23 protein-coding genes are annotated in these 23,547 nt (G+C 38.3%); 6 read left to right on the top strand and 17 right to left on the bottom strand.

Translation table 11 applies throughout. From position 1 onward, the window contains the following. Window positions 1-109: 109 nt before the first annotated feature. The 7 genes from F7732_RS04180 to F7732_RS04150 form a co-directional block, all read right to left on the bottom strand. On the bottom strand, window positions 110-1,531 hold the full coding sequence (locus F7732_RS04180; protein ID WP_151572378.1) for an alanine/glycine:cation symporter family protein: 1,422 nt from the start codon (window positions 1,529-1,531) through the stop codon (window positions 110-112). A gap of 275 nt (window positions 1,532-1,806) precedes the next feature. Next, complete coding sequence (gene parC, locus F7732_RS04175; protein ID WP_151572377.1) at window positions 1,807-4,236, bottom strand: DNA topoisomerase IV subunit A; 2,430 nt, start codon at window positions 4,234-4,236, stop codon at window positions 1,807-1,809. Beyond that, window positions 4,233-6,218, bottom strand: coding sequence for a DNA topoisomerase IV subunit B (gene parE, locus F7732_RS04170; RefSeq protein ID WP_192912988.1), 1,986 nt, complete (start codon window positions 6,216-6,218; stop codon window positions 4,233-4,235). The genes parC and parE overlap by 4 nt, the downstream gene beginning before the upstream one ends. 385 nt (window positions 6,219-6,603) lie before the next feature. Beyond that, window positions 6,604-7,017, bottom strand: coding sequence for a CoA-binding protein (locus F7732_RS04165; RefSeq protein WP_151572375.1), 414 nt, complete (start codon window positions 7,015-7,017; stop codon window positions 6,604-6,606). Between the two features lie 67 nt (window positions 7,018-7,084). After that, complete coding sequence (locus tag F7732_RS04160; RefSeq protein ID WP_151572374.1) at window positions 7,085-8,803, bottom strand: glycosyl hydrolase family 18 protein; 1,719 nt, start codon at window positions 8,801-8,803, stop codon at window positions 7,085-7,087. Window positions 8,804-8,923: 120 nt separating this feature from the next. Beyond that, a complete protein-coding gene (locus tag F7732_RS04155; RefSeq protein WP_151572373.1) occupies window positions 8,924-10,363 on the bottom strand; it encodes a phospholipase D-like domain-containing protein in 1,440 nt (479 codons plus the stop codon). A gap of 100 nt (window positions 10,364-10,463) precedes the next feature. Beyond that, a complete protein-coding gene (locus F7732_RS04150; protein ID WP_066445547.1) occupies window positions 10,464-10,787 on the bottom strand; it encodes a DUF3243 domain-containing protein in 324 nt (107 codons plus the stop codon). Window positions 10,788-11,073: 286 nt separating this feature from the next. Here F7732_RS04150 and plsY point away from each other — a divergent pair, with 286 nt between their 5' ends. From plsY to F7732_RS04130, 4 genes are all read left to right on the top strand, one after another. Continuing rightward, the gene (gene plsY, locus F7732_RS04145) at window positions 11,074-11,658 is read left to right on the top strand and encodes a glycerol-3-phosphate 1-O-acyltransferase PlsY (RefSeq protein ID WP_151572372.1); all 585 of its coding nucleotides are present in this window, start codon (window positions 11,074-11,076) and stop codon (window positions 11,656-11,658) included. Between the two features lie 245 nt (window positions 11,659-11,903). Beyond that, complete coding sequence (locus F7732_RS04140) at window positions 11,904-12,845, top strand: ATP-binding protein (RefSeq protein ID WP_151572371.1); 942 nt, start codon at window positions 11,904-11,906, stop codon at window positions 12,843-12,845. 73 nt (window positions 12,846-12,918) lie between these two features. After that, a complete protein-coding gene (locus tag F7732_RS04135; protein ID WP_151572370.1) occupies window positions 12,919-13,107 on the top strand; it encodes a hypothetical protein in 189 nt (62 codons plus the stop codon). Window positions 13,108-13,624: 517 nt separating this feature from the next. Then, window positions 13,625-14,770, top strand: a complete 1,146-nt coding sequence (locus tag F7732_RS04130) for a CapA family protein (protein ID WP_192912987.1) — start codon at window positions 13,625-13,627, stop codon at window positions 14,768-14,770. A gap of 256 nt (window positions 14,771-15,026) precedes the next feature. Here F7732_RS04130 and F7732_RS04125 read toward each other — a convergent pair whose 3' ends face one another. From F7732_RS04125 to brnQ, 3 genes are all read right to left on the bottom strand, one after another. Beyond that, a complete protein-coding gene (locus tag F7732_RS04125) occupies window positions 15,027-15,530 on the bottom strand; it encodes a hypothetical protein (RefSeq protein WP_151572368.1) in 504 nt (167 codons plus the stop codon). After that, the gene (locus F7732_RS04120) at window positions 15,527-16,000 is read right to left on the bottom strand and encodes a hypothetical protein (protein WP_151572367.1); all 474 of its coding nucleotides are present in this window, start codon (window positions 15,998-16,000) and stop codon (window positions 15,527-15,529) included. Before F7732_RS04120 ends, F7732_RS04125 begins: the two co-directional genes overlap by 4 nt. A gap of 151 nt (window positions 16,001-16,151) precedes the next feature. Continuing rightward, the gene (brnQ, locus tag F7732_RS04115) at window positions 16,152-17,501 is read right to left on the bottom strand and encodes a branched-chain amino acid transport system II carrier protein (RefSeq protein WP_151572366.1); all 1,350 of its coding nucleotides are present in this window, start codon (window positions 17,499-17,501) and stop codon (window positions 16,152-16,154) included. Window positions 17,502-17,798: 297 nt separating this feature from the next. Between brnQ and F7732_RS04110 the strand changes: the two genes are divergently transcribed. Further along, complete coding sequence (locus F7732_RS04110) at window positions 17,799-18,461, top strand: GntR family transcriptional regulator (RefSeq protein ID WP_151572365.1); 663 nt, start codon at window positions 17,799-17,801, stop codon at window positions 18,459-18,461. A gap of 57 nt (window positions 18,462-18,518) precedes the next feature. Continuing rightward, entirely contained in the window at window positions 18,519-18,809 is a 291-nt protein-coding gene (locus F7732_RS04105; protein WP_151572364.1) for a HesB/YadR/YfhF family protein, read from the top strand. Window positions 18,810-18,829: 20 nt separating this feature from the next. On the opposite strand, the gene F7732_RS04100 is transcribed toward F7732_RS04105, so the two are convergent. The 7 genes from F7732_RS04100 to F7732_RS04070 all read right to left on the bottom strand — a co-directional run bounded on the left by F7732_RS04100 (window position 18,830) and on the right by F7732_RS04070 (window position 23,503). Beyond that, window positions 18,830-19,138, bottom strand: a complete 309-nt coding sequence (locus F7732_RS04100) for a hypothetical protein (RefSeq protein WP_151572363.1) — start codon at window positions 19,136-19,138, stop codon at window positions 18,830-18,832. Between the two features lie 11 nt (window positions 19,139-19,149). Then, window positions 19,150-19,584: an acyl-CoA thioesterase gene (locus tag F7732_RS04095; protein WP_151572362.1), complete on the bottom strand. Its 435-nt coding sequence runs from the start codon at window positions 19,582-19,584 to the stop codon at window positions 19,150-19,152. Window position 19,585: 1 nt separating this feature from the next. Further along, window positions 19,586-21,889: an AAA family ATPase gene (locus F7732_RS04090; protein WP_151572361.1), complete on the bottom strand. Its 2,304-nt coding sequence runs from the start codon at window positions 21,887-21,889 to the stop codon at window positions 19,586-19,588. A gap of 131 nt (window positions 21,890-22,020) precedes the next feature. Next, window positions 22,021-22,245, bottom strand: coding sequence for a small acid-soluble spore protein Tlp (gene tlp, locus F7732_RS04085; protein ID WP_151572360.1), 225 nt, complete (start codon window positions 22,243-22,245; stop codon window positions 22,021-22,023). 170 nt (window positions 22,246-22,415) lie between these two features. Continuing rightward, complete coding sequence (locus F7732_RS04080) at window positions 22,416-22,559, bottom strand: acid-soluble spore protein N (protein ID WP_066445588.1); 144 nt, start codon at window positions 22,557-22,559, stop codon at window positions 22,416-22,418. A gap of 63 nt (window positions 22,560-22,622) precedes the next feature. Continuing rightward, entirely contained in the window at window positions 22,623-22,754 is a 132-nt protein-coding gene (locus tag F7732_RS04075) for an FbpB family small basic protein (protein WP_066445591.1), read from the bottom strand. 239 nt (window positions 22,755-22,993) lie between these two features. Then, window positions 22,994-23,503 carry a peroxiredoxin family protein gene (locus tag F7732_RS04070; protein WP_151572359.1) on the bottom strand — a complete coding sequence of 170 codons (510 nt, stop codon included), beginning with the start codon at window positions 23,501-23,503 and terminating at the stop codon, window positions 22,994-22,996. Window positions 23,504-23,547 lie beyond the last annotated feature (44 nt).

Below are 23,547 nucleotides of genomic sequence, written 5' to 3'. Positions count from 1 at the left end.
TCAATATCATAACCATTTCTGGAAAAAACATGTACAAGTACTGCAGTTTTACCAAATAACATAAAAAAAGCACCCTGATAACCGCCCAGGATGCTTCTTACTTCTATAATTATTGCTTATCCTTTTGATTCTTCACTTCCCAGCTTTCAATTCCTGTTAAACCAGGTATTGAATCCGCGTAAAACGCTGGGTCTTTGCCCTCTTTGCGCTGCTGGAGATAATCTTTTAAAGCAGCAAGAGCCGTTCTGCTGAGCAGTACAATCGCTGTTAAGTTAATGAGCGCCATGACACCCATAAATAGGTCAGCGAGGCTCCATACCAAGTCGAGAGATGCAACAGCTCCAAAAAGAACCATCGCTATGACACCGAGTCGATAAATGAACACTGCCATTCGGCTTTTCTTGATAAATTCAATATTGGTTTCACCATAATAATAGTTTCCTATTACCGATGTAAAAGCAAATAAGAAAATGGCTACTGCAACAAATATTGATGCCCATGATCCAATCTGAACGGATAAAGCTGATTGCGTTAATTGAACTCCAGAAAGGTCAGAATTCATATAATCACCTGATAGAATAATCATAAAGGCAGTTGCCGAACAAATGATAATCGTATCAACAAAAACTCCAAGTGTTTGAATTAACCCTTGTTTTACAGGATGGCTGACCGCTGCAGCAGCTGCTGCGTTTGGTGCACTTCCCATTCCTGCTTCATTTGAAAAGAGGCCGCGCTTGATGCCCATCATAACAGCAGCACCCATCGTTCCCCCTAGGGCTTCTTCTAAACCGAAGGCACTTTTAAGAATTAATGAAAATACTGCTGGAATTTCAGTAACGTTCATAATCATTATAACAAGTGCCAATAGAATATAAATCACAGCCATAATAGGAACAACAACTTGTGACACCTTCGCAATTCTATGAACGCCGCCAAAAATGACTGCCGCTGTTAGGACCGCTAAAATTATCCCTACAAGTGTCTGGTTTGTGCCAAACGCATCTTCAAATGCTAAAGCGATCGTATTTGATTGCACAGAGTTAAAGACAAAACCAAAGCAAAATGTAATAATAACTGCAAACAAAATGCCCATCCAGCGCTTGTTTAGTCCCTTCTCCATATAATAAGCGGGACCTCCGCGGAAGCCATCCCTGTCTTTTACCTTGTAGATCTGTGCTAATGTACTTTCTATAAAACTGGAAGCGCCGCCAAGAAAGGCTATAATCCACATCCAGAAAACAGCACCTGGCCCCCCAGCAGCAATGGCTGTAGCAACACCTGCAATATTGCCTGTACCTACCCGTGAAGCTGCACTAATACAAAATGCCTGAAAAGATGAAATGCCTCTTTTTCCATCAGCAGATACCATTGCTTTATCACCTAAAATGCGGAACATTTCAGGAAACATTCTAAATTGAACAAATTTACTGCGCAGGCTGAAAAACAGTCCGCTTGCAATCAAAGCAGCTATTAAAATATACGTCCACATTAAATCATTTAACTCTCCAACCACTAACTCAATCCATTCCATTGAATTCCTCCATAAAAAAATTTCTTGTTTGAATGTTTCTTATACTGATATAGTAATACTATTTAAATTTATCAGATGAACCTATAATGCACAAGCAATTATATAACAGTGAGACATTTTTAAAGAATGTTGTAAAACTGAAAGTAATGCAGAACTTGAGGATTAGCAGGCGATCTTGAATGGAAGCATGATAAATAATGGTATTATGTTGATCTCCTTTTCCCAATAATAAGCAAAAAAAACTTCATGCCAGTTAAAACTGACATGAAGTTCACTTAATTATCTTCTTGCTTGCTAATCCATATTTTGCTTACCTTGCCGCTGTCGGTTTCATCCATAATAAAGGATCCGTTTGAATAACGGTCATTAAAACGGATATTTGCTGCATGTACAGTTTCCATATGGCCTTTTTCAGATTCAAGAGTGATTTCTTCATTTGCTCTTGCGATAACAAATCCGCTGATCCGGTGCGGATTAGACTTCAGTTCTCTCAATACAACGACACCGCGTTTAGCTCGTGATGTTTTTTCAAATTCAGACAGCTTCATCCGTTTGATCGATCCACGCTGAGTGACAATCACAACTGATTGTTCTTTTTCATTCTCAATAAGCTTTCCGCCTGTAACGTAATCACCGTCTTTTAAGTTAATGCCTTTAACACCTGCCGCTCGTGCTCCGACAATGTTAATTTCCTCTTCATGGAACCATAAGGCATAGCCATGATGGGTTACAAGGAAAAGCTCTGTATTTCCATTTGTTTTATGAACATCAACAACCACATCAGATCCTTTTAAATTGATGGCAACAAGCGGTTTTGAATTACGCTGTGCCTGATAGGAGCTGATTTCCGTTTTCTTGACCATACCGTTTTTCGTCACAAATACAAAAAATTCATTGGCGGTAAAGTCTTTCATCGGAATCGCTTTGATGATGCATTCATCACGATCGATTGGAATGATGTTGGCAATATGCTGTCCAAGCTCCTTCCAGCGGATATCCGGGAGCTGATGAACATGGCAGTATAAATAATTTCCTTTGTTTGTAAACAGTAAAACTACATCGGTCGTATTCATTTCAAGCTGGGAAATGATTCGATCGGTGTCCTTCATGCCAAAGTCCTGTCCATTTGAGGCAGCAAAAGAACGCTGGCTTGTCCGTTTAACATACCCTTCTTTCGTTACTGTCACAATGACATCCTCACTGGCAACAAGCACTTCAAGATTGATTTTAATCTCTTCAATTTCGGCTTCAATTCTTGTTCTGCGTGCATCAGCAAAACGTTTTTTTACATCTTTTAATTCTTTTTTTATTACTTGAAGCAATTTCTTATTGCTTTCCAGGATAGAGGTCAGTTCCTCAATTTGTTTGGCAAGTTCCTCTGCTTCTGCTTGAAGAGCAGTGATATCGGTATTTGTTAAGCGATATAGCTGTAAAGAAACAATAGCTTCAGCCTGTGGCTCTGTGAAAGCGAATTGACTGATTAAATTATCCTTTGCATCGCGTTTATCTTTTGAAGCACGAATGACTGCAATAACTTCATCTAAAATAGACAGTGCTTTCATTAAGCCTTCTACAATATGCTGTCTAGCTTCCGCTTTATGCAGTTCAAATTCGGTTCTGCGGGTTACAACCTCTTTACGGTGGCCAATATAAGCATCGAGCAGCTGGCGCAGGCCCATTAGCTTTGGATGGCGATTATGGATGGCAACCATATTAAAATTGTACGGAATCTGAAGGTCTGTATTTTTATATAGATAGTGAAGGACGCCTTCAGGATCTGCATCCTTCTTCAATTCAATAACGATACGGAGGCCCGTGCGATCGGTCTCATCCCGGACTTCGGCTATGCCTTCAACTTTGCGGTCAAGGCGCAATTCGTCCATTTTCTTCACTAGATTTGCCTTATTTACTTCATAAGGAATTTCAGTAATGACGATTTGTTTTTTGCCTCCGCGCAAATCTTCAATATCTGTTTTTCCTCGGATGATTATTTTCCCTTTACCCGTTTCATATGCTTTGCGAATGCCTTCAACACCTTGAATGATTCCGCCGGTCGGGAAATCTGGTCCTTTTATAAATTCCATTAAGTCATCGACCGAACAATCGGGGTGGTCCATACGGTGAATGGCTGCATCGATTACCTCATGCAAATGATGAGGTGGTATTTCAGTTGCATAACCTGCCGAGATACCTGTTGAACCATTCACCAGCAAATTGGGATACATCGCTGGTAAGACAGTTGGTTCTTCTGATGTGTCATCAAAGTTCGGAATGAAATCTACGGTTCTTTTTTCTATATCCCTAATTAACTCAGCCGAAATTGCTGACAATCTTGCTTCTGTGTAACGCATGGCAGCAGGCGGGTCGCCGTCAATGCTCCCGTTATTCCCGTGCATTTCGATCAGTAAATTGCGCAGCTTCCAGTCCTGGCTCATGCGCACCATTGCATCATAAACCGAAGAGTCACCATGCGGATGATAATTGCCGATTACATTTCCGACTGTTTTGGCTGATTTGCGGAAACCTTTATCTTGTGTATTGCCATCAACATGCATAGCATAAAGGATTCTTCGCTGAACCGGCTTTAGGCCATCGCGTGCATCCGGAAGAGCACGCTCCTGAATAATATATTTGCTATAACGCCCAAATCTGTCACCGAGGACATCCTCAAGCGGAAGGTCACGAAACTTTTCTGCAGAACTCAACCTTCAACACCCTCCTCTGCAACAGAAATATTTTCATTTTCAAGTATGCTTCCATCTTCTTCAAGACCAAACGCTACATTGGATTCAATCCATTTTCTGCGCGGCTCAACTTTATCGCCCATAAGGGTAGTAACGCGGCGTTCAGCACGAGCGGCATCATCAATTTTTACCCGTATCAGTGTTCTTGTTTCAGGATCCATCGTAGTTTCCCAAAGCTGATCCGCATTCATTTCACCTAGTCCTTTATAACGCTGTATCATATAGCCTTTACCGATCTTTTTGATTGCATCCTGAAGGTCATCGTCACTCCATGAATATTCAATCTGCTCTTTTTTTCCAGATCCTTTGCTCACCTTATAGAGAGGCGGAAGGGCAATAAACACCTTGCCAGCTTCAATTAGTGGCTTCATATAGCGATAAAAGAAGGTTAAAAGAAGCACTTGTATATGTGCACCATCAGTATCGGCATCTGTCATAATGACAATTTTATCGTAATTGACATCTTCAAGCGTAAAGTCTGCGCCAACTCCGGCACCAACTGCATGAATAATTGTATTGATTTCTTCATTTTTAAAAATATCTGCGAGTTTGGCTTTCTCCGTATTAATAACTTTACCACGCAGCGGTAGTACTGCCTGGAAACGGCGGTCCCGTCCTTGTTTAGCAGATCCTCCGGCAGAATCACCCTCAACCAGATATAATTCATTTCTTTGCGGATTTCGCGACTGTGCCGGTGTTAATTTTCCGGAGAGCACCGCTTCGCCTTTTTTGCGTTTTTTACCGCTTCTTGCATCTTCGCGCGCTTTACGTGCAGCTTCTCTGGCCTGGTACGCTTTAATAGCCTTTTTAATTAGCAGAGAGCTTGTTTCCGGGTTTTCTTCCAGGAAATAAGATAAATGCTCTGAAACAACAGAGTCCACGGCAGAGCGGGCTTCACTTGTGCCTAGCTTGCCTTTTGTCTGACCTTCAAATTGCAAAAGCTCTTCTGGTACTCTTACAGAGATAATGGCGGTAAAGCCTTCACGTATATCAGCACCGTCCAGGTTTTTATCTTTTTCCTTAAGCAGGTTCACTTTGCGTGAATATTCATTAATGATTCTTGTGATAGCTGTTTTTGCACCGGCTTCATGTGTACCGCCGTCTTTTGTGCGGACATTGTTGACAAAAGATAATACATTTTCTGAGTATCCATCATTAAATTGGAAAGCAAAGTCGACTTCGATGCCGCCGTTTTGACCTGCAAAGCTGACAACCGGATGGAGCACATCTTTTTCTTCATTTAAATATTGAACAAATGCCTCTATGCCATTTTCATAATGAAAAAGCTCCTGAACAGCATTGCGTTCATCGATGATCTCAATTTTCATTCCTCTTAACAAAAATGCTGATTCTCTTAACCGTTCACATAATGTTTCATAGTTGTAAGTGGTTGCAGAGAAGATCGTATGATCTGGTTTAAAATGAATGATTGTGCCGGTTTGATTTGTCTTTCCAACCTTTTCAAGCGTTGTAACGGGTTTTCCGCCATTTTCAAACCGCTGCTCATAGACAAAACCATCGCGTCGAATTTTAACCACAAGCCATTCTGATAAAGCATTCACAACCGAAGCACCAACTCCGTGCAATCCGCCGCTCGTTTTGTATCCTCCCTGACCAAACTTCCCGCCCGCATGAAGCACGGTTAAGATAATCTCTGGTGTAGGCTTTCCCATTTTATGCATTCCAGTAGGCATCCCGCGTCCTTTATCCTGAACGCTTATGGAGTTATCTTTATGTATCTTGACAATTATATGATCTCCAAAGCCTGCAAGTGCTTCGTCTACTGAGTTATCGACAATTTCATATACTAAATGATGAAGCCCTCTGCTATCTGTACTGCCGATATACATACCAGGCCGTTTTCTGACAGCCTCCAGTCCCTCCAGCACTTGTATGGCATCATCATTATAATCAAAGTTTCCTTGATTCGTTGCCACAATCATACCCCTTTCATACTTCCAAAAGAAAGATCCAGCCAAGTCAGTTGAATACATTCTGAAAATGTGGATTCTTTCTGTACCTGCTCTGTTCTATTTTTTTACCAGAGCATTCGTAATCGTATTCGTTTTTAGAAAAGCATTTTCCTTTAAAATGATTAAATTTTCACAGTTAAGAACAAACGTTCGCAATTGGTATTTTACCATATTGTCTTGAAACGTCTATGCTTTATTTTATCTATTTATTTCGTTTTGGCAAATGACTTATGCATAATTCATAGAAAAAACAAAAAGATCATATAGGATGCGTTTGCAATATAATAGGATTTTCTGCTGTATAGAAAAAGAAAACATGAGACCGAAATAGTCTCATGTGTCCTGACAGTTCACATTATTTTGTCATTGCGTGTTCTACTTTGATACATCTGTCCATGATCACAGTATAGCCTTTTTCTTTTAGAAAATCATACGCTTCCTCATTGGCAACGCCAAGCTGTGCCCAAAATACATCAGCGTCTATTTGATCGAATTCCTTTGCAAGTTCAGGCAGATATTCGGATCTTCTGAAAATATCAACAATATCCACGTGCCCTTCAACATCTTTTAAAGATGCTACTGCTTTCATTCCAAGCACTTCATCTACATTTGGGTTCACAGGGATAATTTCATAACCAGCATCCTGCATCGCTTTTGAAACCATGTAGGATGTACGATCTGGATCAGCACTTAGACCTACCACAGCAATTCGTTTTGCGTTCTTTAAAATTTTTCCTATTTCTTCACGGCTTGGAATTTCTATTGTCATTGTAAGGACCTCCCGTATGAATCTTTTACTATAACCTTACCCTTATTTATCAATTGAATGCAAGTTCTTACTGTTTTTCTTCTGCGTGTTCATCTTCAATAGCTAATGCACTCCAAGCCGTTTCATCTGCAAAGAAGCGGGACCAGCTGGCAACGCCTGCAAGTTCGTGTTTAACTGCTAAATCTGCCCGTTTTTGTAAGGATAATGAGTCCTCCAGCCAAATCTTAAAGGTAGCTTTCTGTGATTCATCATAGTATTCGGCATAGTTTTGACCGCTGATTGGATCATATTCAGGGGTGACATCATACTCTGCTAACCACTCCTGCACTTGTGCCATAGAAAGGGCCTCAGAAGATACTTCTCCTGCTTCTGTTTCCTTCCAGAGTCTGGCATATAAAGGCACACCAAGGATTAATCGCTCGTTTGGAACGATTTCCAATAACTTTTCTAAGTTGCTTTCAACCCACGGAAAAGAGGCAACACTGCCAGCAACCGGTGACGTTCCCCAGTGTTCATCATAAGCCATCACGACTAAATAATCGACAATATCAGCGAGCTTTTCCCGTTCGTAAAAAGCAGACCAATTTCCGCTGGCGATAAAGGTAATATCCATTGAAACCGTTAACCCCGCATCATGAAAATAGGGGGTCGCTTCTCGCATAAATTGGGTTACAAGAGGGCCATCTTCTGGGTTCACATTTTCAATATCGATATTGATTCCATCCAGCTTATAAATTTGACTATAATGCAGTAGCTGGCGAATTATTTTCTGTCTTGTTTCAAAAGAAGTAAATGCATGATGCGTTAATTCAGGATCAAAGGCATTAGAAAATAACCCCCATATTTGGTAGTCTTGCTCTTTAGCCCACTCAGAGAAAGATACCGATGCCAGATTTTTTATATCTCCATCAGGGGAAGCAAGTTCAAACCAGGTAGGTGAAATCACGTTTACACCAGGCATTGCCGGCATGTTTTCCGTATCAGGGTTTTTCGTATAAACCGCTTCCCATGTTAAATGAATCGGACCATCAATCATTGGAACATCATGCTCTACAGGCTCTTCAGCAATAACTACCTCTACGGTTTTCTCCCTTGTAACAAGTGATCTCTCTATATAACCAGCTTGCCCATCCATTTTTCTCACATAATAATAATCATCCTGGTCATTTTCAATGTATATTGGTTCATCTGCTGCCACTTCTGCAACATAAGGTGATTGCAGGGAGGCATCCGTTCGGAGACGCATTTTTTCTTCATGACCCTCGGTTATGGTGCCATGTGTGAGGGAATCTCCGTTTTGCTGAATCCAGATAGCACCGGATTCCGGCAATAGCTCATATTGAAAAGAATACAGGGAAAGCAGCGGGTCAATCGCAATATAAATTTCGCCGTTCTCTGTTGTGATTGGCGTAAATTGGAGCTCCACAGGATCTTCATTCACATAATACGTTAATGATTCTGAAGGCATCTGCACCACTTTACTTTCCGTCGTAATGATAATGGAATTGGATCCCTCATCATAAATCAGACTATCGTCTATATACTCTTGCAGAAAACTGAACGATAAATAGACACTCTCACCATCTATAACTGCATTACCTGCCTGATTGCCTTGAAAAATGACAGGATGTTCGCCGCTGAAATAGTTTTCCTTCTCCTTTGAGGCAAAAGGATATAATAATAGAATGATACTCGAAGTGACTAATAGGATTGCTAACAGAAGTCCTGTGATGATCCACTTTCTTGCAGGAGTTCGTTTTGTTTTTGAAAATTCTATTTGGCTCATATGTATATTCCTCCCCACTCCCTATCGTACATAATCATTACCAGAAGGGAAAGGGATTTTCTTATCCAAATCCTTCCCCCTTATAAGTAACGAACAAACATGCCGAAAAGTTTCGTATGCTTAATAGGTAGTGAAGCGGAAAATCTTTTGTATGCGATAAAGAATATACCTGAAAACAGGAAGATCTTCTTTTTCTTCATAAGACAGAGTATACTGACCAGATTGATTGTTCCATAACCTGGTAAAATACTGTTCAACATCTTTCATGATCTTTTCCTCTGATGGAGCATTTATTTTTAAATTGGTTTCGAGGTTGTAATCATCTAAGTTTCTTGAGGTAAAGTTGGCTGACCCGGCAATAAGCGTACTTTCTTTCTGTCCTTTAACAAGCAGAATTTTAGAATGATATTGCTCTTCGCCTGTGTTATACCAGCGTATTTCAATCTGTTCATTGCCAAGTTTTTGAAGTTCTGCAGCAACAGGTATATTAGGCAAGCCTGCTTTTTCTGATCCAAATGCATTTTCATTAGGATCCAATATCATCTTAATAAAGACGCCGCGGTCTGCAGCAGCAATTAATTCGTCAATGACGCTGCGGTCAGCTAAATAAAACATTCCGATCCATATGGTCTCTCCTGCTTTTGAATCCCGTATACTCTTTAAAAGATGCTTGTAGATTTTCCCTTCCGTTAGCAGCTGAACTTCTGAAGCTGATTGCGCTGATTCAGCAGAACTGTAGTTAATGTCTTTTAATTTAACTTCGTATCCGCTGTAATCAATCACTGCCTGTTCAGATGCTATTACCTCCTCAATGATTTCTCCTTTTACTTCTACGGCTATATTTGAGTGTAATGCACTGGCATTATGGGCGTTAGCAGAAGTAATAATGGCCGTTTTTTCTGTAGCAAGGACCTTACGATGATTCGCCTTAATGTTTAATAGACTAAAATAAGAGCGTAAGGTAACATCTGGAGCCGAATTAGCAAGCGGATTAGGAAGGACACCGCTTTCCGGATCATTTCCCAGCCAGCGCAGCGTACTTCGCCAAATCGAGGAATATAATGGGTTTGGATCTCTTAGTTCGGTTAAATTCGTCATAATGACTTGAATGCCGTTTTGATCTAATTCTGTGAATTCAGGAACACTATGAGAATTGTATGTTGTATTAACTTCATCAGTAATCACAACGATTTGTATTTCAGGATTTCTTTTCTTTGCGGTAATTAATGCATTAGTCAGTTTCCCGCTAATATCAGGGAATGACTGGCCATGATCATGAAAGCTATTATATAAAAACATATCAAGAACTATGAGTTCTTCCGCCTCCAAGATAGCTTCTTCCAGGCGGTTCATTATGTGTAATTCATGCTGTGTTTGCCCCTCTTTGGTTTGAAATGTTACGTCATAAATAAAATCAGCATCATCTACCTGAGATAACTCTCCTTCGTAGGAAATTCCCGGCGGCAGCGGTTTCGTATTATGTACATATATAATCCCTGCCAAAAAAATTGTAATGAGAGCAAGTGTTAGCCAAAATTTTACATTTTTCAGCAGCTTCATTTGATTTCCTCCAACATATACACAAAACATGCAGGAGAAGATTCCCCTGCATGTTTTAATCTATTTCATGAGTTACAAGTAAAAAGTGCTTACTTGTTTCTTACTTTACTAGCTTAACCAACATATGAGAGAGCATGTGTTTTTCTTCTTCTGTTCCAGTTTTCCATAGTTCCTGCAATAATTTTTCTTCTCGATTGCGAGGACTCTCATTTTTAGCCAGATACTCAGCTGCAACTTTTGCAGCATTAGCAAGCTGTTCTTCATTCAGTCCAAGTTTTTCGCCTTTTGCTACTTTTTTGCCTAAATAGCTCTTAAATTCTTCAAAGTTTTCAAGAATCTCAGCTGTTTGTTCGGATGAAAGATCCTGCAGTTTTTCATTGACTTTGTCTGCTTGTCCATTTGTAGTATTGTAATCATGGTTCATTTTAAAGCCCTCCTTGTTGTTTATCGTGACAATGGTTGTATACCCCTTTTATTTTTGTTCAAACTTACAGCAGGATGACACATAAATAGTCATAGATAGCAATATAAATCAAACGTACAAGCAAGAAGCAGTCTTTATTATTAATACTGCATAAAAATGTGTAATAATGAATCACTTTAAAGATTAGTAAAAAAATAATGGATATCATAAAAATAACCGTTAGGATGTTTGCTGCTAGACATGGTACAATAAAAGAACTGCAGATCAAGTGAGAAGGAGAGTTATCATGGCAGTTAGTGCAATTATTATTATTTTGGCGTATTTAATCGGTTCAATTCCATCTGGTTTAATCGTCGGCAAAACCTTTTATGGAATTGATATTCGTGAACATGGAAGCGGCAATTTAGGCGGAACGAATACCTTTCGAACACTAGGAGTAAAAGCAGGGCTGACTGTAACACTTGCTGATATTTTAAAAGGGACACTTGCTGCCTTGCTGCCTTTTATAATTGGATCTGATTTACATCCCCTTATAGCTGGTGTAGTTGCGGTTGTCGGCCATATGTTTCCGATTTTTGCAGGTTTTAAAGGTGGAAAAGCGGTTGCTACCTCTGGAGGCGTTTTATTGGCATATGTGTGGCCAATGTTTCTAGTCATTCTGCTTGTTTTCTTTATTAGCCTTTACATAACAAAATACGTTTCATTGTCTTCCATGCTTGCGGCTGTTGCAGCCTTAATTTATGCTATTGTATCAGGGGATCTCCCATTAATTATCGTAGTTTCAATTTTAGCACTATTTGTAGTCTATAGACACCGTGCTAATATTAAGCGAATTAAGGATAAAACAGAGCCAAAAGTTAAATGGATCTAGCAATGTAAAATAAATCTATGAAAAACTCAGCAATGGTTGCTGAGTTTTTTTGATGCTAGAATTGTTCTTTATAGTAGAATGAAACATTCTTTATTGATAACATTTGTTTAAATTGTTATATTATAGTCAAAAAGATGCATATCATCCTTAAATTCATTTTTTTTCAACAATACATAACATATTCCGATCAAGTTTTTCATAGATTCAAGTAAGTTTGCAAAATAAGTGTGTTAGGATGGTTTGTTATGATGGATAAAATGTATAAACAGCTCCCTTTTCCCTATTTTAAAATTGACGAGAGGTTTATGATCATTTCTTCTTCCTTGTCATATGAAAATATCTCTTTTTATGACTTACTCGTCCCCCATTTAAAATACACCTTTAGTCAGCTGATCGGCGAGAGAGAAAAAATAACACTGGATTTAGATCTCAACAATCAAATTCGTTCATACATTGTTTACATTGTACGGACAGAACAAAAACAGCTCCATTTATTTTGTTTTCCTAATGAGCACCAGGATGTACAGATAAATAAAATTGCAGCATCTATGGCTCATGAGATAAGAAATCCTCTGACTGCAGTAAAGGGCTTTCTGCAGCTTGTCCGTCCGCAATTAATTGAATCTGGGAAAGAAACTTATGCAGATGTGGCGATTAGAGAAATTAATCGGGCAAATGATCTCATTTCTGAATTTCTGCATACTGGTAAACCCATTGCCCGCGAGAAAAAAGCAGTTGTTTTAAATGAGATCGCAGAGGAAATTTATCTCCTGTTTGAAAATAAAGCTCAACTTCAGAATGTAAGCACGCAACTAGCCACCATTGTTGAAGAAGTAGCTGTGTATGGCAATGAACAGCAGCTCAAACAGGTTTTGCTTAATATATGCAATAATGCCCTGGAAGCCATGGATAAAAAGAAAGGACTTATTTCAATTTCGATTGGAGCAGATGAAAGAAACGCTAGAATGGTTATAAAGGATAATGGGGCAGGAATGTCTGCAGAAACGGTAAAAATGCTGTTCTCTTTATACTATTCAACAAAAACTACTGGTACGGGACTGGGACTGTCTATATCGAAAGAAATTATCGAACGTCATAATGGCCATCTAACGATCAATTCTATCGAAGGAGAAGGGACAGCGGTCACTATTGAACTTCCACTGCTAAATAAGATTTCAGCAAATTGACACATCTGCAAGGTCCATAAATGTAAATTTCACTTATAATAATAAGTAAAAAGAACGAGATGGTGATTTAATAATGAAATTCGAAAAGGAAACCGTAAATAATTACCTCTTTTCAGCTGCAGTTAATGAACGATCGCCACGGGAAGAATTTATGGTTGATATTGCGCAATATTCAAAAGACTTAAATTCAGCTACCCACGCCTATAGGGTCAATAGCTTTGATGATCTTATTTACTTTTTTGAAAACGTAGATCTTTCTTAAATGTAAGTAATTAGTGATTCAAATCTGATTGAGATTCTCATTAATATATATTCTTTACTCGTAAATAAAGCCAAGGATGCTGAGAGAACAGCATTCTTGGCTTTTCGTAGTATGGCACTTTATACATGAAGAATTTTAAAAGACTTTCTTCCTAAAGGGTCTGTTACATAATCAAGTTTTGTTTGCTGAAAATACACAGCATCCTCTTCATGAATTAATAAGTTGATCCCTTCTGCTGCAATGCTAATATCTTTGGATAAAGGCTGCTCCTCCAGAGACAGCTTAAGCTCAGGCCCTCCTCAGCCAATTCCCATTGAGAGACGGACATAAAGTTTGTCAGAAGGATCTTTTTCCATCTCACCTGCAATAATACTATGCAGTATTGTGATAGCAGGTTCTGTTAGCTTAATCATCATTTTTCCTCCTTTTTATAGTTATTTTTCACTTTTTTAAAAGCAAAACAATACATACTATATTATAGTAAGAGTAAAAAGTCATACTTATTTAGGAGCATATGATGTATAAAGGAATCATATTTATCGGCATAACCCTTGGTGTTCTTTCCGCTATTATCTTTTATAACATGTATGAATGCGATGAAGCAAAGAATAAAAATTTCCGATCCGTCTCTCTTCATTCTACCGATAAAGAAATAGATCTTGATTTAAAGATGATTGAAAGGCGGACAACAATTGCCGGAATTGGTGATATTCTCATTCATGATCGGGTTTATGAACTAGCGCAAACAGCCAGCGGTTATGACTTTACACCTATGCTTCAGAAGGTTAAACCAATGCTTCAAGCGCCTGACCTTCTCATCGCTAATCAGGAGACAATTCTTGGCGGCGAGGAGATTGGAATCTCCAGCTACCCATCTTTCAACAGTCCCCAGCAAGTAGGAGACGCTATAGTAGAAGCTGGCATTGACCTTGTTTCAACAGCAAATAATCATAGTTTAGACAAAAATGAAAAAGGGTTATTGGCCTCCCTTTCGTATATGGACAAAATTGGTCTTTCTCACACCGGTACTTCTCGCAGCCAGGCTGAAAGTGAAAAAGTAACCACTCTTGAATCCAATGGTATTCGATTTGCTTTTTTATCTTACACGTATGGTACGAATGGTATTCCGATACCAGATGGAAAAGAGTTTTTGGTCAATTTAATTAATCGGAAGCAAATGAAAAAAGATATTCAAAAGGCTAAGCAGTCAGCAGATGTCATTATAATGAGTGTTCATTGGGGAAATGAGTATGAACGCTTTCCAACCGTCGAGCAAAAAGAATTAGGATCTTATTTAATTGAATCCGGGGCCGACCTTATATTTGGGCACCATCCTCATGTTTTGCAGCCAATGGAATGGCATACAACTGAAGATGGACGTAAAGGGTTAATTGTATACTCACTAGGAAACTTTCTTAGCGGTCAAATAGATGATTACAAGGATTTAGGCGGAATGACTGCAGTTGATGTCAAAATGACGATGCAAGATGGAAGCAAAAAAATATCATTAATGAACCCGCAATTTTACCCAACGTATGTATCAAAAGAGCCATCGCAAATGTACCATGTTGTACCGCTCCTCGAAGCAGGACAGTTTGGATTAAGAAATTATAAAGCTGTTTACAAAGAGATGATGGCTCATATGATGTCCTCTCTTCAATAGCAAGGAAATTAAGCTAGAATAGGAAATCAATCTTTCAGATGACAAGGAATAATAATGTGCAATACACTAAACTAATCGTAAACATCGCATCCATCCTTCTCTTTCAGCAGGAACAGTTTATGCTCGTATTTGTATTAATGTTTCTGCATCTTATATTCATGAAAGAGCAGCAGTTCAAAATGAAATTAATCAATGAGTGGGTGTATATTCCTTTTTACACGCTTAACAAAAATTGCTCCTAGTACAGATACACACATTAAGAAGGCTGGTTTATTGTTGCTTCTTTTTTTCTCAGATTTTCATAATAGATGCCTGAAACAGTTTGGATGGCCAGAAAAATGATAAATGAATAAGAAAGTTTATAGCCGTTTTGCAGTGTCAGGATTCCAAGCTTCATAAAAAGCCATTGAAAAACAACTCCAACCAGAGACCAGCCGACTACATAAAATATAAATGATTTATTATTAACCTTAAGCCTCTCATAGAAATAAAAATATAAATACCCAAAAGGACCGTAAAGTAAAAAATATAAAAGATCAAAAAATTCATATCGATTTGAATCGTTGGTTTTATAATAATCAAGCAGTCCTCCGCCTATAGTGAAATCAAAGATCATTCCTACTGTTATACCCCATACAAAACTTAATACAAGAACAACTGAAGTAAAGATACGGGGGAATAGAAATGCTATGGTATATGCTGCAATAAGGAAGATCAGCAAAAATATTTCATTTTTATCGAATTGATCCCATAGAATCATTGACTGCTCACCTCTCTCGAGTCCTCTTTATGTACCAGCTTACATACAAAAAATCCAATCAAATTGAGCATAAGAAAATAAAGTATATCAAAAGAAAAATGCCAATTTATATACTCAGTCACCTTAAAATAGATACCGCCAAATGCTAATATAGATAAAATAAAGGTTGAACTGGCAAAGACGGTGAGATATTGGCTAAATGATTTAACACCTTGTAAAATATTCATTGTAATCGATACAATGAAAGGAAGAGCTACACTCCGGTTTATCATAAATGCCACATTATTGATAGGATCTGTTGAAACTTTAATGAGTTTTAATTCTTGATAGATCACCCAAGACCAATTGACACTGATGATTAGAATTACAAGCACTATAAAAGAATTTTGTATAAAGGAAAGTCGTTTATGCATGAGCACAAAGACAGCAACCGCCAGCCAAGATACTAAAAAGTACAGAGCCAAAACCATTCTGATCACCTTTTCGTTTTTTATTATTATGGCAAGAATAGGCTGAAACATGCTGTCAATAGTAAAGATTCCTTATGAATTTTACTGAATCAGTTCTTTAACGATAAAAAAAGGCCAAATCTTTTATGATTTGACCTTTTTATATTCATATTTATGCACTTTTCTTCATGTTCACATCTGCAGATCCGCCATTCTTTATCATGGAAATTATAAAACCAAGCAGCCCTCCAATAATGGCCGGAATCAGCCACCCAAGTCCGACAGAATAAAGTGGCAAATAATCCGTAAACAAATTATCAATGAAACTTACTTTGATCTCGGCAGCAGCTAACCCATCAAATAAGCTAACAATAAATGTTAATAAGATACTGAATTGATAAACTTCTTTTCTGCCTTTAAATAGGCTGTTTGCAAAAGTTAGAAACATTAAGCAAATCGCTAATGGATAAATCGCTACTAAAACTGGCACAGAGAATGCAATCAGTTCATTTAAACCGAAATTAGCTAAAATGGTGCTGAAAGCTGAAAAGATAATAACAAAAGTATTGTAAGAAAGAGATGGCAGCAATTTATTGAAATAAGCTGCACAAGATGTAATTAAACCAATACTTGTTGTAAGACATGCTCCCAGTACAATCAGACTAAGCAGGATCCCTCCGAATGATCCGAAATAGTGATTGGAAGTATTCGTGAGTACTTCTCCGCCATTAGCCAACAGTCCAAAATTTTCTACACTTGAAGCACCTATTAAGCCTAAAGAAGTGTAAATAATGGCTAACAGTCCAGCAGCAATAAGACCTGCTTTTAAAATAGCTTTTGTGATATCCTTCTTGCCCGTTACACCCTTTGAACGAATTGCTTCAATAACAATGATGCCGAAAACAAATGAAGCAAGAGCATCCATCGTTAGATAGCCTTCCTGGAACCCTTTGAAGAATGAATCACTTAAATAGTTTTCAGATGGTGCCTGAAATGCACCCATAGGGTTGATTAGTGCTGTAACAATCAGAATACCGATAAATACCAATAAAATTGGTGTTAAAAATTTCCCAACTATATCAACAATTTTTGATGACTTCATTGAAAAGAAGGCTGTTATTCCAAAAAAGATAATCGTAAAGATTACAAGAGCAAGAGTTTGATAGTCAGAAGCAATAAATGGTTTAATGCCGATTTCATAAGATACAGTGCCTGTCCGCGGAATGGCGAACAATGGACCAATTGATAAATATAGGGCCACTGTAAAGATTAAACCAAATATCGGATGTACTCTGCTTGCTAATGATTGCAAATCGTCTTTTCCGGAAATACCTAAGGCGATAACACCAAGTAATGGTAGTCCTACGCCTGTAACAACAAATCCTGCATTTGCCCACCATATATTAGTTCCTGCTGATTGGCCAAGCATAGCAGGGAAAATTAAATTTCCGGCACCAAAAAATAGTGCAAATAGCATAAATCCAACTGCGATAGTAAAAGAGAATGATAGCTTTTGATTCATGTTCGCTCCTCCTGGAAGTTTCTTTTTTTGTTTTTATAGTTTAAAATTTTCAGTCTTTTACACATACACTTGCGGCATTAAACACTTTACCGCGTCGAAGTATGTAATATATTGCATAACATACGATAACATACTCGCTTTACTTTTTGCAATATACTATTTTAAAAAAATAAGTTATGTATGCAATATATTGAATTTTACTCAAAGTTCCCTTATAATCTCAGTATATTTCTATATTCATTGTGATAATAAAACAACTTTCTCTTATATTTTGAATAATAAAGGTGGTTCTTATAAATGCCTGTACCCGTAGATTATTCATCACCTGTCAGAATGACAGCAAAAAATCGTGCATTTTTACAGCTGCAAGAATGGATCATAGATGGCACCTTACAGCCAAAGGAGAAATTAAATGATGCAGAGTTAGCTCAAGCACTTGGTGTAAGCAGAACACCGGTAAGAGAAGCTCTGCAGCTTTTAAATGTTCAAGGCTTCGTTCAAATGTATCCAGGTGTAGGAACACAAGTGACATCCGTGAAGAAAAGTGACATTACAAAAATATTGCCGCCGCTTGCTTCCCTGCAAGGATTAGCAGCAGAATATGCTGCACAGCAAATGAGCAGTGACACCTTATCAGAATTAAAAGAGTTAAATCAAAAATTTTCGCGCTATATTAAAGAAGGAGATTTTTATAACGCATTAAAAACAGATGAACAATTTCATCATCTCATTATCCATAGTGCTGAGAATCCCTACCTGACTAATAGCATATCCAATCTGCAAGGACATGTTTTTCGCCTATATTTTCACCAGTCCATTATTATGACAGCTCAATCTGTTCAGGAACATGAAGACATTATAGATGCGATTGAAAGCAAAGATATCACTAAAGCAGGCTATATCGCGAGACAAAACTGGCTGCGCGCCATAGATGAATTTTATGCGGAACATGGTGTATGATGAAGTAGGAAGAATTTTTTAAAAGCATTCGTTCATGAAAGAATAGGAGGAGATCTAATGAATATCCAAGTTAGTGATACAGCAGCACAATGGTATATCAAGGAGATGGATCTCTCAAAAGGAGATTACGTGCGCTTTTTTGCCCGCTATGGCGGCTGCAGTACCGTACAGCAGGGTTTTTCGCTTGGCATTTCAAATGAAGAACCTTATAATACTGGGGCTTCTATTGAGAAAGATGGAATTACTTACTATATTGAAGAAAAAGATCTTTGGTATTTTGATCAGCATGATCTGAAAGTTGATTATGATGAACGTGCGAATGAGCCAATCTATCATTATTCTGCATAAAAAAATCCGTCTGATGAAGGTCAGACGGATTTTTTCTTGTCCCAAATATGTTCAAGTAATCCTTCTTTTTCAAGAATTTCTCTTTGTTTGTTCCCCAGTAAATCAAAATGAGGATAACCATCTTTCCTGTTGTGGATCCATTCAGCTTGTAAGCCGTGCTCATTCCCCCAGGCTATAAGCTTGTCAAGATCCCCACAGCCTACCTTCGTGACCGTTGTACAGCCAGGAAAGCGGTCATCAATCCAATAATGCGTTAGAAAGGCGATTTCCCCTTGGTTAATCTTTTCCTTCCATTGCTGCAGATCACTGCGTTTAATTCCAAAAGCCATGATATTCGCCTCTAGTCTTCAAAGGATTCGGGTTTTTTAGCCTTTTCATATGCATCATGCCAATCGGGAAATTTTCTTCTTATAGAAATAGGGCGAAAACTATCCTTCTGTACACACACATGCTTTGAATATGCGGTAATCGCCAGTTCCTGTTCTTCTGTGTAAATTTCATAACCATAGGTTGTACGAAGACCATCGTATTCTTCAATCCAAATTTTCACTGTTGCCGTCTGTCCATAGCGAAGTGGTTTTTTATAGCTGATTTGAACGTCTGTTACCGGAGAAAGCACGCCTTCTTCCTCCATATGTGCATAGTTAAACCCCAAGTCTTTTACGATCTGGGTTCTGGCCACTTCCATCCAAACAAGATAATTTGCATGATAAACTACTCCCATTTGGTCGGTTTCAGCATACCGAACCTCTATTTCTTTTGTAGAAATCAACATCTTATTCCCCTCTTTCAAAGCTTTGCAGCGCGTATTCAAAATCTTGTTTTGTTAAATAAGGAGAGATGTCCATAACACTCTCGTCTTCGGTTAATAGCCGTAATGCCTGAGCTTGTATAGCTTCGTCAGCTAAATTAGATGCAAATCTGCCGTTGCCGCTAATATCAGTATCAGGCAATGACTCGGAAAGGAACTCCTCGGCGTCTTCTGTCAGCTGATATTCATATTTTGCGATATAAAAACGCAGAATATCGATTAATTGCTGTGGGGTATAGTCCTTAAAATGATAAAACTTTTTGAAGCGGGACATCAGGCCAGGGTTGCTATTTAAAAGCTTTTCCATTTCCTTTGGATACCCAGCTAAAATAACGACTAGGTTTTCATTATGCTTGGTCATTTCATCTACTAGAGTATCAATAACCTCTTTGCCAAAGTCTCCTGATGTTTCTGATAAAAGCGAATATGCTTCATCAATGAATAAAACGCCTCCCAGCGCTTCTCTAATCAGTTTTTTCGTTTTAATGGCAGTTTGTCCTACGTAGCCGGCAACAAAATCAGCCCTGCTTGCAACAATAAGATGCCCTCTTTTTAGAATGCCGCATTCTTTTAGCAGCTCAGAATACAGCTTAGCGACTGTTGTCTTTCCTGTACCCGGATTTCCGGTAAAGACTGAATGCAGCTGTATCGGCAATGTCGGCATGCCCATTTCTCTGCGCTTTTGCTGCATTTTCACATAAGAGATCAGCTTTGTGACTTCATCTTTTACTTGGTCAAGACCAATTAGCTGCTGTAATTGTTTAATCGGCTTTTCGCGTTTGCTGCTTTTATTTATTTGGAAGTCTTCTTTTTCGAGCAAAGAAAAAGAAAGGGCATGATTATATTTTTCATCCTGTGACCCTTTTTTGAAGATAGCATCCAATACGATGTTATAGACGGTTCTGGCGTTTCCAAAAGTATCATCGACTCGTTCATTGTCAATTCTCTTTAGCAGCTCCGTTTTTGCTTGTTCAGTCAGAATATAATCATTTTCTGAAGCCATTTTTTCAGCAATTTTAAGTAACTCTTCATTTGTATAATCTGGTAAAGGAATTTGATTGGACTGAGGAAATCGGCTGCGCAATCCAGGATTTGAGTCAATGAATTGCCTCATTTCCTCTGGATATCCGGCTAGAATAACAGCAAACCTTCCCCCATATTCAGATCCTGTCATTAAAGAAACTAAAGTATCAATGGCGGTTTGTCCATAATCATTGCCTGTTTGACCTTCCCGCTTCAAACTATAGGCTTCGTCGATAAACAGTACTCCGCCTAAGGCCTTTTCTACAATTGCCCGCACATTCTCCTCTGTCTGTCCAACATATGAACCAACGAGTGACGTACGATCCGCTTCTACCACTTCTTTGCGCGGCAGTACCCCTAGGTCATAATAAATTTTGGCCAGTAAACGTGCCAGCGTTGTTTTACCTGTTCCCGGGTTACCTGTTAGGACCATATTTAAACTTAGTTCGTCCTTCGTTTGAAGACCAAGTTTTTTACGTTCATTTTGATATTTTAGAAAACGGTAATAATCATTTATTCTTCTCTTTACAGAGTTCATGCCAATCATATTGTGCAGCTCATCAAGCGGTTTTTTCTCTGATACAGGCACTTTATATGAGCTAAATATTTGGTTCCATTCCTGCTTAAGCCTTTCAAGATTTTCTAAGTGTTTTTTCATATCTGCGTAATATGTGGAAGTATGAAAAACACCCGAAATTGATTGTTCATATTCTTCGCTGGCTTTTAAAAGTCCTGCTGTCTCAACAATCGTCTCTTCTAGGATTGCGATGAGCTGTTCATAAATTCCAGGCTGATTTTCTTCGTGGAATTGTTCTGCAGCTAATTTATTTTTCTGCATTTGTTCCATTTCTTCTTCTGCCGCATGTAAAAAGCTTCGGGAAATTTCAATAAATTGTTCTGCTGTTTTCTTTTTTGCAGCTCGATTATCCGTTTCTCTTAACGGAGGATACTTTAGCAGTTCCAAAAAATCTTTTTTACTCTCCCACTCATATTGTGCTAAGTATTGAGCTGCCTTACTATTACTGCTATCAAGACTTAAAGCTTTCTGCATCCAAGCATGAACCAATGTGCTTTGTTTATTATGATGCGCTTTTGACATAGCAGCCATTGTTAAAAGAATGGATATCTGTTTAGAGTCCTGCTGTTCATCCAGATGTGAGATTTCTTGTAAAAGAGCTAATTCGTTTTCAATAAAACCTTTTTCTTTAAGCTCCTCATCCCATTTGTTTAATTGTTTATTGTCCATTTATAATCACTTCTTTTTTTAGATTCCAACGTTCATCATACCATAATTAGACTTATTACGTTAAGGAAACTGCATGGTCTTACATATGTATAAAGAAGCCTGATCGATAGGATCAGGCTGTATAAAAGCTATTACTTGTTATGTTTTGCTTCATCTTTTACTTCTGCACGAAATGCTTCTAAGCTATTGCGGCGACGTTCATTCTTAGCTGCGATATTTGCACGCTCGTCCTCATTTGCAAATTCCATCGCATGTTCAGCTTCTTCCATATTTTCAATGGTATGAACAATCACGGACTGAAGCTTTTCAACATTATCACTGCGGTCATCTGGATTAGATTTTCGGTTAAATGCCATTCAAATTACCTCCCTGAAGTTAGATGCTCTTTCAATAAGTAGTGTGTGAAGGAACTGGGAGAAATAATGAAGGAAATGAGTGGATGGAAGCAACAAACTTCTTTGGAAACAATAATATTGGATATATAAAAGCCGGCCATTTCGATAAATTGGCCGGCTAATTTCAGTCATTATTCGCCTTTTGTCTGTATAACCTGAGGATGCTGGCCGGATTGATCCTGCATCTGCTTCCCTTTATTGCCGCCAGCAGAATGGCTTTGTGTTCCAGTATGACTTGGTCTGAAACCTTGTGAATGCTTTTTTGGATTGCCCATTGTTTATCCCCCCTCATTTACAGTATGTGCATTAGATGAGGAGGTATGAAAGGCAAATCCTGCTTATTCAGCTTTATTTAAACGTTTTTGTTCTAGCTTAGCTTCTATTTTCTCCATAGCGGCTTGATCTTTAAGTAATTGTCGCTTATTTTCAGAAACCAATTCTGCAAAAGAGCGCTTACGTGGTTTTCTCATAAGGTTCACCTTCCTTTAAACATATTGTAACAGTTATTATGTCCTGAAACCGCTTTAATTATTACAACTTTTCGAAAATTTAAAAGAGAAATGAAATATTTACAAAAAAACATAATATTTAACTTGCTTTTTAGCTTATTTTTCACATCACTCTTTAAGTGAAGGGCACCAAGCAGAGATACGCATTTTATTAAAAAGGGAAACATCCATTTTGGTGTCTCCCTTCGCAGTGTATTACCTTACAGGTCTCGCGTATATTCCCGCATGATTTCAATCGGCATGGCACTTAAGTATTTATGGCGAACAATCCCTTTTTTATCGATGAAAAAGGTGGTTGGGATGGTCAAAATTTGATAATCATTGTTGACTTGGTCTTTTTCGTCAAGAAGTATAGGGAAGCTAACGCCCATTTTATCTACATACCCCTTTACATTATAGCGAGTATCAATGTTAACGGCTAGGATGACGACATCCTCTCCCACTTCACCATGAAACTTTTCCATCGCAGGCATTTCTGCTTTACATGGCGGACACCATGTTGCCCAAAAGTTGAGCATGACTTTTTTTCCTTTATAATCTGAAAGCTTTACGATGTTTCCCTTTAAATCTTTCAGCGAAAAATCTGGTGCAGCTGTGCCAATTTTGAGGCCAGGCAGGCGATCTTCCGGTGGAGAATCATTTTGTGCAGAGGCTTGACCGGATATGACAACGAAGAAACCAAAAAGCAAAAATAATATTTTTTTCAGCATGGAGAGTTTCCCTTCTTTCTAGAATATATTTGTGCTTTGCACCT

This window comes from Bacillus mesophilum, assembly GCF_008923265.1.
In the GTDB taxonomy this organism is placed as follows: domain Bacteria; phylum Bacillota; class Bacilli; order Bacillales; family Cytobacillaceae; genus Cytobacillus; species Cytobacillus mesophilum.
Note: the sequence above shows the minus strand (reverse complement) of the source record. Positions and strands in the feature narration are given on the sequence as shown.

Coding starts and splice junctions, on each gene's coding strand:
- F7732_RS04180 (WP_151572378.1), bottom strand. CDS start 1,531: ATGGAATGGATTGAGTTAGTGGTTGGAGAGTTAAATGATTTAATGTGG.
- parE (WP_192912988.1), bottom strand. CDS start 6,218: ATGATTGTGGCAACGAATCAAGGAAACTTTGATTATAATGATGATGCC.
- F7732_RS04165 (WP_151572375.1), bottom strand. CDS start 7,017: ATGACAATAGAAATTCCAAGCCGTGAAGAAATAGGAAAAATTTTAAAG.
- F7732_RS04160 (WP_151572374.1), bottom strand. CDS start 8,803: ATGAGCCAAATAGAATTTTCAAAAACAAAACGAACTCCTGCAAGAAAG.
- F7732_RS04155 (WP_151572373.1), bottom strand. CDS start 10,363: ATGAAGCTGCTGAAAAATGTAAAATTTTGGCTAACACTTGCTCTCATT.
- F7732_RS04150 (WP_066445547.1), bottom strand. CDS start 10,787: ATGAACCATGATTACAATACTACAAATGGACAAGCAGACAAAGTCAAT.
- plsY (WP_151572372.1), top strand. CDS start 11,074: ATGGCAGTTAGTGCAATTATTATTATTTTGGCGTATTTAATCGGTTCA.
- F7732_RS04140 (WP_151572371.1), top strand. CDS start 11,904: ATGATGGATAAAATGTATAAACAGCTCCCTTTTCCCTATTTTAAAATT.
- F7732_RS04135 (WP_151572370.1), top strand. CDS start 12,919: ATGAAATTCGAAAAGGAAACCGTAAATAATTACCTCTTTTCAGCTGCA.
- F7732_RS04130 (WP_192912987.1), top strand. CDS start 13,625: ATGTATAAAGGAATCATATTTATCGGCATAACCCTTGGTGTTCTTTCC.
- F7732_RS04125 (WP_151572368.1), bottom strand. CDS start 15,530: ATGATTCTATGGGATCAATTCGATAAAAATGAAATATTTTTGCTGATC.
- F7732_RS04120 (WP_151572367.1), bottom strand. CDS start 16,000: ATGGTTTTGGCTCTGTACTTTTTAGTATCTTGGCTGGCGGTTGCTGTC.
- brnQ (WP_151572366.1), bottom strand. CDS start 17,501: ATGAATCAAAAGCTATCATTCTCTTTTACTATCGCAGTTGGATTTATG.
- F7732_RS04110 (WP_151572365.1), top strand. CDS start 17,799: ATGCCTGTACCCGTAGATTATTCATCACCTGTCAGAATGACAGCAAAA.
- F7732_RS04105 (WP_151572364.1), top strand. CDS start 18,519: ATGAATATCCAAGTTAGTGATACAGCAGCACAATGGTATATCAAGGAG.
- F7732_RS04100 (WP_151572363.1), bottom strand. CDS start 19,138: ATGGCTTTTGGAATTAAACGCAGTGATCTGCAGCAATGGAAGGAAAAG.
- F7732_RS04095 (WP_151572362.1), bottom strand. CDS start 19,584: ATGTTGATTTCTACAAAAGAAATAGAGGTTCGGTATGCTGAAACCGAC.
- F7732_RS04090 (WP_151572361.1), bottom strand. CDS start 21,889: ATGGACAATAAACAATTAAACAAATGGGATGAGGAGCTTAAAGAAAAA.
- tlp (WP_151572360.1), bottom strand. CDS start 22,245: ATGGCATTTAACCGAAAATCTAATCCAGATGACCGCAGTGATAATGTT.
- F7732_RS04080 (WP_066445588.1), bottom strand. CDS start 22,559: ATGGGCAATCCAAAAAAGCATTCACAAGGTTTCAGACCAAGTCATACT.
- F7732_RS04075 (WP_066445591.1), bottom strand. CDS start 22,754: ATGAGAAAACCACGTAAGCGCTCTTTTGCAGAATTGGTTTCTGAAAAT.
- F7732_RS04070 (WP_151572359.1), bottom strand. CDS start 23,503: ATGCTGAAAAAAATATTATTTTTGCTTTTTGGTTTCTTCGTTGTCATA.